This is a genomic window from Kocuria tytonicola, from assembly GCF_003687175.1.
GTDB lineage: Bacteria > Actinomycetota > Actinomycetes > Actinomycetales > Micrococcaceae > Kocuria > Kocuria tytonicola.
In genome coordinates this window covers 1,541,235-1,554,564 of record NZ_RDEX01000001.1, presented here as the reverse complement: position 1 = coordinate 1,554,564, position 13,330 = coordinate 1,541,235, and the positions used below count along the sequence as shown (strand labels likewise).

The 13,330-nt window shown below is 73.4% G+C and carries 14 protein-coding genes and 1 riboswitch; all 14 genes read right to left on the bottom strand.

Features of this window, described 5'->3' with window-relative positions:
* Window positions 1-54: 54 nt before the first annotated feature.
* Window positions 55-2,226 carry a bifunctional phosphoribosylanthranilate isomerase/tryptophan synthase subunit beta gene (locus tag EAE32_RS07085; RefSeq protein WP_121864591.1) on the bottom strand — a complete coding sequence of 724 codons (2,172 nt, stop codon included), beginning with the start codon at window positions 2,224-2,226 and terminating at the stop codon, window positions 55-57.
* A 140-nt stretch (window positions 2,227-2,366) separates the two neighbouring features.
* The gene (locus EAE32_RS07080; RefSeq protein ID WP_121845619.1) at window positions 2,367-2,612 is read right to left on the bottom strand and encodes an HGxxPAAW family protein; all 246 of its coding nucleotides are present in this window, start codon (window positions 2,610-2,612) and stop codon (window positions 2,367-2,369) included.
* Window positions 2,613-2,743: 131 nt separating this feature from the next.
* Window positions 2,744-3,397, bottom strand: coding sequence for a Trp biosynthesis-associated membrane protein (locus tag EAE32_RS07075; protein WP_121864590.1), 654 nt, complete (start codon window positions 3,395-3,397; stop codon window positions 2,744-2,746).
* A gap of 29 nt (window positions 3,398-3,426) precedes the next feature.
* Window positions 3,427-4,980 (bottom strand): anthranilate synthase component I, encoded by a 1,554-nt coding sequence (locus EAE32_RS07070; protein ID WP_121864589.1) that lies wholly within the window; start codon window positions 4,978-4,980, stop codon window positions 3,427-3,429.
* Window positions 4,981-5,376 (bottom strand): phosphoribosyl-AMP cyclohydrolase, encoded by a 396-nt coding sequence (gene hisI / locus EAE32_RS07065; protein ID WP_121864588.1) that lies wholly within the window; start codon window positions 5,374-5,376, stop codon window positions 4,981-4,983. It lies immediately after the preceding gene.
* Complete coding sequence (gene hisF, locus EAE32_RS07060; protein ID WP_121864587.1) at window positions 5,376-6,140, bottom strand: imidazole glycerol phosphate synthase subunit HisF; 765 nt, start codon at window positions 6,138-6,140, stop codon at window positions 5,376-5,378. Before hisF ends, hisI begins: the two co-directional genes overlap by 1 nt.
* 106 nt (window positions 6,141-6,246) lie before the next feature.
* Window positions 6,247-7,092, bottom strand: a complete 846-nt coding sequence (gene hisG / locus EAE32_RS07055; protein ID WP_121845624.1) for an ATP phosphoribosyltransferase — start codon at window positions 7,090-7,092, stop codon at window positions 6,247-6,249.
* Window positions 7,093-7,263: 171 nt separating this feature from the next.
* A complete protein-coding gene (locus EAE32_RS07050) occupies window positions 7,264-7,527 on the bottom strand; it encodes a phosphoribosyl-ATP diphosphatase (protein WP_121845625.1) in 264 nt (87 codons plus the stop codon).
* Between the two features lie 106 nt (window positions 7,528-7,633).
* Window positions 7,634-8,113 carry a 6,7-dimethyl-8-ribityllumazine synthase gene (gene ribH, locus EAE32_RS07045; protein ID WP_121864586.1) on the bottom strand — a complete coding sequence of 160 codons (480 nt, stop codon included), beginning with the start codon at window positions 8,111-8,113 and terminating at the stop codon, window positions 7,634-7,636.
* Window positions 8,110-8,805, bottom strand: a complete 696-nt coding sequence (ribA, locus tag EAE32_RS07040) for a GTP cyclohydrolase II (RefSeq protein WP_121864585.1) — start codon at window positions 8,803-8,805, stop codon at window positions 8,110-8,112. The genes ribH and ribA overlap by 4 nt, the downstream gene beginning before the upstream one ends.
* Complete coding sequence (gene ribB, locus EAE32_RS07035; RefSeq protein WP_121864584.1) at window positions 8,802-10,094, bottom strand: 3,4-dihydroxy-2-butanone-4-phosphate synthase; 1,293 nt, start codon at window positions 10,092-10,094, stop codon at window positions 8,802-8,804. The genes ribA and ribB overlap by 4 nt, the downstream gene beginning before the upstream one ends.
* Before the next feature lie 66 nt (window positions 10,095-10,160).
* A complete protein-coding gene (gene ribD, locus EAE32_RS07030) occupies window positions 10,161-11,444 on the bottom strand; it encodes a bifunctional diaminohydroxyphosphoribosylaminopyrimidine deaminase/5-amino-6-(5-phosphoribosylamino)uracil reductase RibD (RefSeq protein ID WP_243635614.1) in 1,284 nt (427 codons plus the stop codon).
* A complete protein-coding gene (gene pnuC, locus EAE32_RS07025) occupies window positions 11,441-12,148 on the bottom strand; it encodes a nicotinamide riboside transporter PnuC (RefSeq protein WP_121846866.1) in 708 nt (235 codons plus the stop codon). Before pnuC ends, ribD begins: the two co-directional genes overlap by 4 nt.
* 156 nt (window positions 12,149-12,304) lie before the next feature.
* Window positions 12,305-12,479: riboswitch (FMN riboswitch) on the bottom strand.
* Between the two features lie 113 nt (window positions 12,480-12,592).
* Window positions 12,593-13,258 carry a ribulose-phosphate 3-epimerase gene (rpe, locus tag EAE32_RS07020; protein ID WP_121864583.1) on the bottom strand — a complete coding sequence of 222 codons (666 nt, stop codon included), beginning with the start codon at window positions 13,256-13,258 and terminating at the stop codon, window positions 12,593-12,595.
* Window positions 13,259-13,330: the final 72 nt, after the last annotated feature.

The window sequence follows — 13,330 nt, the reverse complement described above, 5'->3', positions numbered from 1 at the left end:
CCAACCCGGTGGACGGGGTGGCGTCGGGTGCGGTCTCTGGTGCTCCGGTGGTGCTCACAGTTGTTCGCCTTTCTGCGCCACGCGCTCCTCGTGGCTGTCGTCGGGCAGCATGTCGAACCATTCCGCGGCCGTGGCCACGTCCTTGTCGCCGCGTCCGGAGAGGGACACCACGATGATCTTCTCCGCGGCGGCCTCGGGGCCGAGCTCGGTCACCCAGCGGGCGGCCACCTCACGGGCCCCGGCCAGGGCGTGGGAGGACTCGATGGCGGGGATGATCCCCTCGGTGCGGCACAGCAGCCGGAACGCGTCCATGGCCTGCTCGTCCGTGACGGCCTCGTACTTCACGCGGCCGATCGAGTGCAGGTAGGAGTGCTCGGGCCCCACGGCCGGGTAGTCCAGGCCGGCGGAGATCGAGTGGGACTCCACGGTCTGCCCGTCCGTGTCCTGCATGAGGAAGGTCTTGGCGCCGTGCAGCACGCCCGGACGGCCCAGGGAGATCGTGGCCGCGTGGCGCCCGGTGGACACGCCGTCGCCCCCGGCCTCGTTGCCGTAGAGCTCCACGGAGGCATCGTCCAGGAACCCGTGGAAGATCCCGATCGCATTCGAGCCGCCGCCCACGCACGCGGTCACGGCGTCCGGGAGCCGGCCCGCCTGCTCCAGGATCTGGGCCCGGGCCTCTTCGCCGATCTGCTCGTGGAAGTAGCGGACCATTGCGGGGAACGGGTGGGGGCCGGCGGCCGTGCCCAGCAGGTAGTGGGTGGTGTCCACCGAGGCCACCCAGTCCCGCAGTGCCTCGTTGATCGCGTCCTTGAGCGTCCGGGAGCCGTTCGTCACGGCCACCACCTCGGCGCCGAGCAGCCGCATGCGCGCGACGTTCAGGGCCTGGCGGCGGGTGTCCTCCTCGCCCATGTAGACGCAGCACTCCATGCCGAACAGGGCCGCGGCGGTGGCCGTGGCCACGCCGTGCTGCCCGGCGCCGGTCTCCGCGATCAGGCGGGTCTTGCCCATCCGGCGGGCGAGCAGTGCCTGGCCCAGCACGTTGTTGATCTTGTGGGAACCCGTGTGGTTGAGGTCCTCGCGCTTGAGGAACACCCGGACCCCCAGCTCGGCCCCGAAGCGCTCGGCCTCGGTGAGCAGCGAGGGACGCCCCGAGTAGTCGCGCGAGAGGGCCGTGAACTCCGCCAGGAAGTCCTCGTCCGTGCGCGCCTTCTCGAAGGTCTCGGTGAGCTCGTCCAGGGCGGCCACGAGGGACTCGGGCATCCAGCGCCCGCCGAAGTCCCCGAAGTACGGGCCCGGGGCGTGGCGCAGGGACTCGTCACCGGGCCGCGGGTCGGCCGCGGGTGCGGCGGCCTGCTGCGCGGCGTACTCCTCCTGCGCGGCGGGCGGGGTGGCGCCGGCGAGGTGTTCGGCCCGTGCCAGCGCACCCACCTCACGGAACCGGGAGATCTGCTGGGCGGGATCCTCCGCGGTCACGAGCGCCTCACCCGCGAGCACCGCGTTGGCACCGTGGCCCGCGTACAGCCGGATCTGGTCCTCGCCCACCACACCGGACTCCGCCACCACCACGGCCTCACGCGGCAGTCGCCGGGCGAGCCGCCCGAAGGTGTTCACGTCCACGTCCAGGGTCTTCAGGTTGCGGGTGTTCACGCCGATGATGCGTGCGCCGACCGCCACTGCGCGGTCGATCTCCTCCTCCGTGTGGGTCTCCACGAGCGCGTGCATCCCCAGGTGGTGGGTGAGCTCGAGCAGTCGGGCGAGGGCGGCGTCGTCCAGCGCGGCCACGATGAGCAGCACGAGGTCCGCACCGTGAGCCCGTGCCTCCCAGACCTGGTACTCCTCGACCACGAAGTCCTTGCGCAGCACGGGGATGCCCACGGCGCGGCGCACGGCGTCGAGGTCCGCGAGCGAGCCCCCGAAGCGGCGCCGCTCGGTCAGCACGGAGATCGCGGACGCACCGCCGCGCTCGTAGGCCGCGGCGAGCTGCGCGGGGTCGGAGATCTCCGCGAGGACGCCCTTCGAGGGGCTGGAACGCTTGACCTCCGCGATGACCTGGACGGAGGCCGGGTCCGCGCCCCGCAGCGCCGCCTCCGCGTCCAGCGCGGGGGTCTGCTCCCCCGCGGCGCGCTGCAGCTGCTGCAGGCTCACGGACGCCCTGCGCTGCTCGAGGTCCTCACGCACCCCCTCGATGATCCGGTCCAGCACCGTGCCGGTGTTCTGCTGCGTCATGCGACTCCCTCATCCGTCCGCGTGCCCCGGGGCCGGAACGCCCCGCGGCACCTACGACGATGACCAGCTCCCCGACGGAGGAACTGGTCATCGTCCTGTGCCTTCGATCCTGATGCTGCCGTGGCCCGCGGGCCGCGGAGTCAGTGGGCGGTGGTCTTGGCCCCGCCCTTGCCGTAGCCCATGGCCTTGAGCACGCCGCCCACGATCACGCCCACCACGATGAAGCCGATGCCCACCACGGTGACGGGCACGGAGGCGTTGACGAATCCGACGCAGCCCACGATGACGCCCACGGTCATCACGGCCACGCAGGCCCAGGCGGCCACGGTGTTGCCGTGGCCCACCGCGGCGGTGTGGTCCAGGATGATCTGATCGGTGTTCGACATGCGTGTCCACTCTCCCGTGCCGGTCGAGCCTGCGGCTCGTGGTGTTCCGGACACGCGGATACCGCGCGTCCGAGTTTTCTCTGCGTCCATTGTGCCACTACCCGGGCCCGGGTCCCGGCAGGTCGCGACGGTCACGTGTTTCGCGTGGGGTCCTCCCCGCGGGTCAGCGCGTCCCACGTGTCGATGTCGTCCGCGTGCTCGGCGGCCTGCGTCTCTCCCGCCGACGCCGCCGCACCCGCCGCGCGCGGGCCGCTCACCGCGGCGTCGCCCTCCGCGGACCCGGCTCCGGTGCCGGTCACCGCGGCGCGGTCGTAGCGCTGGGAGACCCGGCGCCGCACGTGCTGGGCCACCAGCACGAGCCACACCCCGCACAGCGCGAGCAGGGCGGCCGCCGCGACGGCCGCCCACGGCCAGCCGGTCAGGGCGTACTCGCCGCCGCCGTTGATCACACCGGTCTGATCGCCCACCGTGGGCTGGGCGGCCGCGCGCGGGTCCGCGGTGACCGCGAGCACCGAGGCCACCGCGCCCGCTCCCGCGAGCGCGACGACGGCGCCCACCACGGTGCGCAGGACGCGCCCGCCCAGGGCGGAGGCCACGGCGGCCACGGCGGCCACGAGGCCCAGGGCCGTGACGGCCGGAGCGGCGTCGGCGCCCTTGACGTCCACCGTGACGGGCTGCAGGGAGGTGGTGACCTCCGCGTGGATCCACGCGACGGCAGTGGTGCCGAACAGGGCGAGGGCGCACAGCAGGGTGATCAGGACGGCGGGTGCGGTGCGACGCAGCACGGTGGGCTCCTCGTAGGTGGGCGTGGTGGTCAGCGCGAGAGCTCGCGCAGCGACCGGGCGATCAGTGCGGCGCGCAGGGGCGCGGTGGCCTTGTTGAGGGATTCCTGGGCCTCGGACTCGGGATCCGAGTCCGCCACGATACCCCCGCCCGCCTGGACGTAGGCGGTGCCCTCCAGCAGCAGGGCGGTGCGGATGGCGATGGCCATGTCCATGTTGCCCGCGAAGTCCATGTAGCCCACCACGCCGCCGTAGACGGCGCGGCGCAGGGGCTCGTACTCGTCGAGCAGCTGCAGGGCGCGGGGTTTGGGCGCCCCGGAGAGGGTCCCGGCGGGGAAGGTGGCGGCGAGGACGTCGTAGGCGCTCACGTCCTCCCGCATCCGGGCCACCACGGTGGAGCACAGGTGCATGATGTGGCTGAAGCGCTCGATCTCCATGAACTCGCTGACGTCCACGCTGCCGGGTTCGGCCACCTTGGAGAGGTCGTTGCGGGCGAGGTCCACGAGCATGAGGTGCTCGGCCCGCTCCTTGTGGTCCGCGAGCAGGTCCTGGCCGAGTGCCTGGTCCTGCTCCACGGTGGCGCCGCGGGGGCGGGAGCCGGCGATCGGGTGGGTCATGGCCTGGCGGCCGGTGACCGTGACGAGCGCCTCGGGGGACGAGCCCACGATCGAGTAGGGGCGGCCGCCCGCATCCTCGAACGAGTAGAGGTACATGTAGGGGCTGGGGTTGATCCGGCGCAGCGTGCGGTAGACGTCCAGGGACGTGGCCTCGCACGCGGCCTCGAAGCGGCGCGAGACCACCACCTGGAAGATCTCCCCGTCCACGATGGCCTGCTTGCCGCGGTCGATCGCGGACATGAACAGCTCGCGGTCCCAGGACTGGTGCACCGCGGACTCCAGGTCCACGTCGTGCTCCTGGTCCGTGACGGAGACGGTGGTGCGGCCCAGCGGCGTGGCCAGGCGTTCCACCATGGAGTGCAGCCGGGCCACGGCGTCGTGGTAGGCGCCGTCCACGTTCTCGTCCGTGCCGTTGACGTTCACGGCGTTGGCCACGAGCAGGACCGTGCCGTCACGGTTGTCGTGCACCGCCATGTCCGAGACCAGGTTCATGGCGAGCTCGGGCACGCGGAGGTCGTCCTCGGGCGGGTGCGGGAGCTTCTCCCAGTGCCGCACGGCCTCCCAGCCCACGAATCCGACCATGCCGCTGGTCAGGGGCGGCACGCCGTCGAAGGGTTCGGTGTGCAGCAGCTCCATGGTGGCCCGCAGCGCCTCGAGCGGATCGCCGTCCGTGGGGGCACCGGCGGGGGCTTCGCCGAGCCAGTGCGCCTGCCCGTCCTTCGCGGTGAGCGTGGCCACGGAGCCGGCGCCCACGAACGAGTAGCGGGACCAGACCCCGCCCTCCGCCGCGGACTCCAGCAGGAAGGTGCCGGGCCGGGCCTGCCCGTCGCGCGCCACCAGCGCCCGGTAGAGCCCCACCGGGGTCAGGGCGTCCGCGAGCACGGTGGTGCGCACCGGGACCACCCGGCGCGTGGCCGCGTGCTCCCGGAACTCCTCCAGGGTGGGGGTGATGGTGCCGAGCTGCTGCATCTAGACCGCCTGTTCCGCGTTCAGGTCCCGCCCGTCGAAGCACGTGCGGGTTCCGGTGTGGCATGCCGCCCCGGTCTGGTCCACTCGCACCAGCAGGGCGTCCCCGTCGCAGTCCAGGTGCACCGAGTGCACCCGCTGGACGTGACCGGAGGTGTCCCCCTTGCGCCAGTACTCCTGCCGGGAGCGGGACCAGAACGTCACCCTGCCCTCCGTGAGGGTCCGGTGCAGGGCCTCGTCGTCCATCCAGCCGAGCATGAGCACCTCACCGGTGTCGTGCTGCTGGACCACCGCGGCCACCAGGCCGCAGGCGTCGCGCTTGAGCCGGCTCGCGATCTGCGGGGCGAGGCGTCCCTCGGGCGCCTGCGGCCGGTCCCCGTGCTGCGTCCGCTCCGCCATCAGCGCACCTCGTGCCCGGCGGCGCGCAGGGCGTCCTTGACCTCGGCGATCGCGTGGTCCGGGCCGAAGTGGAACACCGACGCCGCGAGCACCGCGTCCGCCCCGGCGGCCACGGCCGGGGGGAAGTGCTCGGGGGCGCCGGCGCCGCCCGAGGCGATCAGCGGCACGCCCACGATGTCGCGGACCGCCGAGATCAGCTCCAGGTCGAAGCCCTCGCGCGTGCCGTCCGCGTCCATCGAGTTGAGCAGGATCTCCCCCACGCCCCGCTCCTCGGCCTCACGGGCCCACTCGAGGGCGTCGCGGCCCGTGAGCGTGCGTCCGCCGCGCGCGGTCACCTCGAAGCCGGAGGGGGTGTTGCCCGTCCGCTTCGCGTCCAGCGAGAGCACGAGCACCTGGTTGCCGAAGCGCCGTGTGATCTCGTCCACCACCTCCGGGCGGTCCACGGCGGCGGTGTTGATCGAGGCCTTGTCCGCCCCGCACCGCAGCAGCCGGTCCACGTCCTCGGGGGTGCGCACCCCGCCGCCCACCGTCAGCGGGATGAAGACCTTCTCCGCGGCACGCGCCACGACGTCGAACATCGTGTCCCGTTCGCTCGAGGACGCCGTGACGTCCAGGAACGTCAGCTCGTCCGCGCCCGCGAGGTCGTAGCGGGCCGCCAGCTCCACGGGGTCCCCCGCGTCGCGCAGGTTCTCGAAGTTCACGCCCTTGACCACGCGCCCGGCGTCCACGTCCAGACACGGGATCACCCGTACCGCCACTGCCATATCCGTCGTCCTCACTGCTCGTCCTGCTGGGTGCGGGCCACGGCCCGCGAGCGCCCCGGGTGCCGTGCGTCCCGGGCCGCGGTGTGTCCGGGGCGGTCCCGGGTGCTCAGATGCGCGCGGCCTGGATGGGGGAGACCAGGATCGCGCGGGCGCCCGCCTCGTAGAGGGCGTCCATGACCTTGTTGGTGTCGGTCTTGCGGACCATGGCGCGCACCGCCACGGCGCCGTCGCGGCCGAGCGGGGAGATGGTGGGGCCTTCCATGCCCGGGGTGATGTCCACGGCCGCGGGCAGCAGCTCCTCGCGGATGTCGTAGTCCATCATCACGTACTGCCGGGCCACGAGCACGCCCTGTAGCCGACGTCGCAGCACGCGCAGTCCCTCGGGTTCCGGTTCGTCGCCGCGTCGGATCAGCAGGGCCTCGGAGTGCATGACGGGTTCGTCGAAGATCTCGAGTCCGGCCGCGCGCAGGGTGCTGCCGGTCTCCACGACGTCCGCGACGGCATCGGCGACGCCCAGGCGGATGGCGGACTCCACGGCCCCGTCCAGGCGCACGACCTCGGCGGAGACGCCCTGCTCGCGCAGGTGGTTCTCGAGCAGCAGCTGGTAGCTCGTGGCGATCCGCTTGCCCTCCAGCTCCCGGACGGAGCTGAACCGCCCCGCGGGTCCCGCGAGGCGGAAGGTGGAGCGGGCGAAGTCGAGGCTCAGCTCCTCGGCGGCCTCGGCCCCCGAGTCCAGCAGCAGGTCACGGCCGGTGATGCCGAGGTCCAGGGTGCCCCCGCCCACGTAGATGGCGATGTCGCGGGGGCGCAGGTAGAAGAACTCCACCTCGTTGTCCGTGTCCACGTGCACGAGGTCCCGGGTGCTGCGCCGCTGCCGGTAGCCGGCCTCGGTGAGCATGGTGGTGGCGGCTTCGGACAGGGCGCCCTTGTTGGGCACGGCAACTCGCAGCATGGCGTTCCTTTCCGCGGTGCGGTCTCGATGACGGGGTGGCGCTCCCGTGCCCGCCGTGGGCCCGGTGGCCCGGCGCAGTGGGCGCCGTGGCTGACCCGCCGTTCGGGTGGCGGGGGCGCCGGAGCGCGGCTGGCCCGGTCCCCGCGGGCGGCAGGGCCGGGGCGCGGTCGCTCAGAGGTGCTTGTAGACGTCCTCGAGGGTCATCCCCTTGGCGATCATCATGACCTGGAGGTGGTAGAGCAGCTGGGAGATCTCCTCGGCCGCCTCGGCGTCCGACTCGTACTCGCACGCCATCCACACCTCGGCGGCCTCTTCGACGACCTTCTTGCCGATGGCATGGACCCCGCCGTCGAGCTCGGTGACGGTCCTGGAGCCCTCCGGGCGCTGCGCGGCCTTGGTGCTGAGTTCGGTGAAGAGGTCTTCGAAGGTTTTCACCGTCCCAGCCTACTGGGTGCGTGGGCCGGGCCCCCAACGCGGGCCCGGCCCGACGGTCCGGTGCGGGTGCGGCTCTCCGGTGCCGTCCACCCGGTGGCGCGCAGGGTCAGCGTTCGAGGTCCCGCAGGGTCAGTGCGGTGCTCAGGGCGGCGTGGGCTGCCTCGTAGCCCTTGTCCTCGTGGGAGCCCTCGAGTCCCGCGCGGTCCAGGCCCTGCTCCTCCGTGTCGCACGTGAGCAGCCCGAAGCCCACCGGGGTCCCGGTGCGCACGGACACTTCCGTGAGTCCGTTCGTCGCCGCCTGGCACACGTAGTCGAAGTGCGGGGTCCCGCCCCGGATCACGACGCCGAGCGCGACCACCGCGTCCACGTCGCCCGCGAGCCGGCTCGCCGCGACCGGGAGCTCGAAGCTGCCGGGCACGCGCAGCTCGAGGACCTCTCCGGTGCGGGCCTCCGCGAGGGCGCGCCGGGCGCCGTCGAGCAGTCCGTCCATGATGGTGGTGTGCCAGCTCGCGGCCACCACGGCCACGCGCAGCCGTGTGGCGTCGAGGTCCGTGGCGCTGCTCCGGGGTGCTCCGTGTCCGCTCATGAGGTCTCTCCTGGGGTGAGGTGGGTGAGGTGGTGGTGCATGCGGTCGCGCTTGGTGCGCAGGTAGTCGAGGTTCTCGGTGCGGGCGTGCACCTCGTGGGGGACCACGTCCGCCACGGTGATGCCCAGCGCCTCGAGCTTCTCGACCTTGTCCGGGTTGTTGGTGAGCAGCCGCACGGTGCGCAGTCCCATGGCCGTGAGGATCCGCCCGGCGGCCGTGTAGTCGCGGGCCTCCGCGGGCAGCCCCAGCAGGGTGTTGGCGTCCACGGTGTCCGCGCCGGCGTCCTGCAGCTTGTAGGCACGCAGCTTGTTGACGAGCCCGATGCCGCGGCCCTCGTGGTTGCGCAGGTACAGCACCGTGCCGCCGTGCTCGGCGATCCGTTCCATGGCCAGGTGCAGCTGGGGTCCGCAGTCGCAGCGCCACGAGCCCAGGACGTCCCCGGTGAGGCACTCGGAGTGCAGCCGCACCAGGGGTGGGAGGTCCTGCTCCTGCCGCGGCGCCGGGGCGCTCAGGGAGACGTGCTCGGTGACCGGTCCTCCGGTCGGCCCGGGCACGCGCCAGCCCACCACGGAGAAGGTGCCGTGCTCGGTGGGCACGGACACCGGCTCGGAGTGCTCCAGCACCTCGCCCGGGGCCGCCGGGGCGGGGTGCTGCGGGGGATCCGCGTCCTCGCGGTGCTCGGCAACGCTCATGCGGTGAGGTCCCGCTCCGCTGCGGCCGCGGCGTCGTCGTGGTCCTCGAGGGACGCGATCAGGTCCGCGATGCTGATCATCAGCAGACCGTGCTCGTCCGCGAAGCGGCGCAGGGCCGGGGCGCGGCGGGGCTGACCGGCATCGTCCACGACCTCCGCGATGGCCCCCACGGGTTCGCAGCCGGCCAGGCGCGCGAGCTCCACGGCGGCCTCGGTGTGGCCCGCGCGCTCGCGCACACCCCCGGGGACCGCGCGCAGCGGCAGGATGTGCCCGGGGCGGGTGAGGTCCGCGGCACCCGTGCCCGGCAGCGCGAGCAGGCGGGTGGTCAGGGCGCGGTCGCGGGCGCTGATGCCCGTGGACACGCCCACCCGGGCATCGCACGTGAGGGTGTACGCGGTGCCCTTGGCGTCCTCGTTGTGCTCCGTCATGGGCGGCAGACCCAGGTGGTCCGCGCGCTCACCGGTCATGGGCACGCACACCACGCCCGAGCTGTGGCGCACCGTGAAACCCATCAGCGGCGGGGTGGCGTGCTGCGCGGCGAACACGAGGTCCCCCTCGTTCTCACGGTCCTCGTCGTCCACCACCACGACGGCGGCGCCCGAGGCCACGGCCGCGACCGCGTCCGCCACCGGGTCCAGGCGCACGGCCCCGGCACCCGACGCGGCCGCCGTGGGTGCGTAGGAGGCCAGGCGCTCGGCGTACTTGGCCAGCACGTCCACCTCCAGGTTGACGCGATCCCCCACCCCGAGCGCACCGAGCGTGGTGGCGCGCAGCGTCTCGGGGATCAGTCCCACCTCGAACCACGCGGGCTCCTCGGACGCGGGGTTCACCGCGGTGACCGTGAGGGAGACCCCGTCCACCGCGATCGAGCCCTTGACGGCGACGTAGCGCGCCAGCTCCACTGGCATCCCCACGCGCAGGGTGTCCCAGCCCGTGTGGGGCGTGCGGGAGACCACGGTGCCCACGCCGTCCACGTGCCCCTGCACCACGTGGCCGTCCAGGCGGTCCCCGGCGGCTGTGCAGCGCTCCACGTTCACGCTCTCCCCGCCGCGCAGCTCCCCCAGCGTGGTCAGGCGCAGCGTCTCGCCCATGACGTCCGCGGTGAAGTCCCCGGCCCCGGCCTCCCGGGAGGGCACGGCGGTCAGGCACACGCCGTTGACCGCGAGCGAGCCGCCGTGGGGCAAGTCCGCGACCAGGCGCCCCGCGCCCAGGTGGAGCCGCGCGGCGTCGTCCGCCACACGCTCCACGCGGTGCACGACGGCCTGGGATTCGACGATTCCGGTGAACACTTGTCCTCCTCGGGGGACGGGATGGGCGGGGACGGCACGGCGACGTCGCGGTGCCGGGCCCGCGGGTCAGGGTGCGGACGACGTGTCGTCCGGTGAGTTCGTGGCGGTTCCGCGGGCATCGGCAGGGCCGCTCCCCGGGGTGGGCGCGGGGCCTGCCGGCGTGCGGGATGCCGGGTGGCGCTGCGGGGTGGCGGGTGCTCCCGGCCGGGAGGCGCCCGCGTCCAGGGAGTCCGCGTCCGGGGTGCCCCGAGCGGGGCGCAGGTGCCAGCGCAGGTCCTCGCCCACGGGGGCCACCGCCCGGTCGTCCGGAACTCCCACGGGGTCCCCGCGCCACCGCGACGCCGCCGTGATCGTCCCGATGCCGAGGTCGCCCACCGAGGGCGCTCCCGCACCAAGCAGCACGGGCGCCTGGTGCAGCCACAGCTCGTCCACCAGATCGCACGACAGGAACGCGGCCGCGACCGTGGGCCCGCCCTCCACCAGCACGTGCGAGACGCCGAGGCCGCGCAGCCGGGCCAGTGCCTCGTGGGGGTCGTGGGTGTCCAGGTGCACGAACCGCCCGTCGTGCTCCTCCGCCCTGACGACGCCGCGGCGCACCCTGGCATCCGCGGGGACCGGCCGCGTGGTCATCACCGCGCGCAGCGGCTGCCGGGTCAACGGGCCACCGGTGGCGTCACGGGCCGTGAGGGAGGGGTCGTCGGAGCGCAGGGTGCCGCCGCCCACGAGGATCGCGTCCACCCGGGAGCGCAGGGCGTGGCCCTCCCCCCGGGCGGCCTCCCCCGTGATCCACCGGCTCGTGCCGTCCGCCGCGGCCACCCGGCCGTCCAGGCTCTGGGCGATCTTGAGCGTCACGAAGGGGCGCTGCTGCTCCTGGGCGCGGAACCAGCGCGCGTTGAGATCCCGGGCGTCCTCGGCCAGCAGACCCGCCCGGACGTCCACACCGCGCTCCATGAGAGCGGCTGCTCCCCCGCGGGCGGTGTCCGTGCCGTCCCCCACCGCGTAGACGACCCGAGGCACCCCGGCCTCCAGGATCGCCCCGGAGCACGGCCCCGTGCGGCCCGTGTGGTGGCACGGCTCCAGCGTCACGACCAGGGTGGTGTCCCGCAGGTCCGTCCCCGCCTCACGGGCGGCCCGCAGGGCGTCGACCTCGGCGTGGGGCGTTCCGGCACCGCGGTGGTGGCCCACGTGCAGGACCTCGCCGGAGGCGCTCAGGACCGCCGCACCCACCACGGGATTGGCCCCGCGCACTCCCCGTGCTGCGGCCCGCAGGGCGGAGCGCATGGCGGTGTGCTCGGCGGAGGTGAACGTGGGCTCGGGTTCCACCGCGGCGTCGTGGGACGGGGGCGTCATGGGCGCTCGTCACCCACGGACAGGTGCAGGTCCGGGAAGCCCGTGCCGATCGTCGCGGCGCGGCGCTGACGCGTGTTCACGCGCCACCAGACGAAGAAGCCGGCGAGGGTGAAGGCGCCGTAGAAGACGTACATGAGACCGGAGGCGTAGTACCCGGCGGAGAACAGCAGCGGCACACCCACGAGGTCCACCGCCACCCAGAACAGCCAGAACTCGACCCAGCCCCTGGCCATGCCCAGGGTGGCCAGCAGCGAGCCCATGAAGATCCAGGCGTCCGCCCACACCGGTTCGTAGGAACCCAGGGCGCGGAAGACGGGGGTGAGCACGGCGGTGCCCGCGAGCATCGCGACGACCAGGAGGATGCGCTGCCTGCCACCGGCCCAGTGCGGCGTCACGGCTTCCTGCTGCGCACCGCGAGAACGGCGCCACTGCACCCAGCCGTACACGGAGACCGCGATGAACATGATCTGCCGCCCGGCCTGGCCGAGCAGGTTCACGGGGTTGGGGGTCTCGAAGACCGCGCCCAGGAAGACGGTGAGGAGGATCGCGTTGCCCACGATGCCCACGGGCCACGCCCACACCTTGCGGCGCATCCCGCCCAGGGCGGACAGCAGGCCGAAGACGTTGCCGAGCACCTCGCGCCACAGGATGAACCCGTCACCCACACGGATCTGTGCGTCGAACAACCACCGCAGGACGTCCACGGAATCTCCTCTCACCCGCCACGATCGGTGGTTCCGGGGAGCAGGAGCACGCCCACGGTTCAGACCGCGCGGCGGACGACACCGCCATGTGACCCCGCGTGGCACCGGTGCTGAAGGGTGGCCCTTCTGAGGGGTGCGCCGCGGGAGGGCGGTGCGCACGTGTGCCTACCATCCAGACTGTACTGTCGGTCCCGGACTTCCACCGGATCGGCCGAGCTCCCCGCCACCCCCTGGACTCCACCCACCGTGCGGCAGGGCCCGAGGGCCACGCGGTTCCCGGTTCGCGGACTGTCACCGCCGGTTCGGAATTGCACCGACCCCGGAACACGTTGCGGAGCCCAGTATGCCACGGCTCCGGCACCGCCCATGAGCCGGGGTGGGAGCCCGGTGCTGAACTGTGCCCGGTGCCGGCGGGGGCGGTGCTGGCGGGGGCGGTGGTTCGCCTCAGCCCTGGTGCGCGCGGGCCGTGTCCCGCAGCGCCGCCACGGCGGCGGCGGGGTCCTCCTTGCCGTACACCGCCGAACCCGCCACGAAGGTGTCCGCACCGGCCTCGGCGGCGCGCACGATCGTCTCCTCGGTGATCCCGCCGTCCACCTGCAGGGCCACCGTGCCGCCGTGGGCCTTCACCGCGGCCGCCGCACGCCGCAGCTTGGGAAGGGTCACGTCCAGGAACTTCTGGCCGCCGAACCCGGGCTCCACGGTCATCACGAGCAGCATGTCCAGCTCGGGCAGCAGGTCCAGGTACGGCTCGATGGGAGTGGCGGGACGCACGGCGAGCCCGGCCTTCGCACCGGCGGCCCGCAGCTCCCGGGCGAGCTTCACGGGAGCCATGGCCGCTTCCGCGTGGAACGTCACGGACGCGCACCCGGCCTCCGCGTACGCCGGGGCCCAGCGGTCCGGGTCCTCGATCATCAGGTGCAGGTCCAGGGGGATGGGGCTCGCCCGCTGCAGGCTCTCCACCACGGGCAACCCCAGCGTGAGGTTCGGGACGAAGTGGTTGTCCATCACGTCCACGTGCGCGGCATCCGCGTTCTCGATGCGCTGCAGCTCCTCCCCCAGGCGGGCGAAGTCCGCGGAGAGGATGGACGGGTGGATGTCGCAGCGGGTCATGGGGGTCCTCCAGGTGTGGTGTCTCGGTCGGGGGTGGGGTCGGGTGGCCGCGAGCCGGCCTGCGCGGCAGGA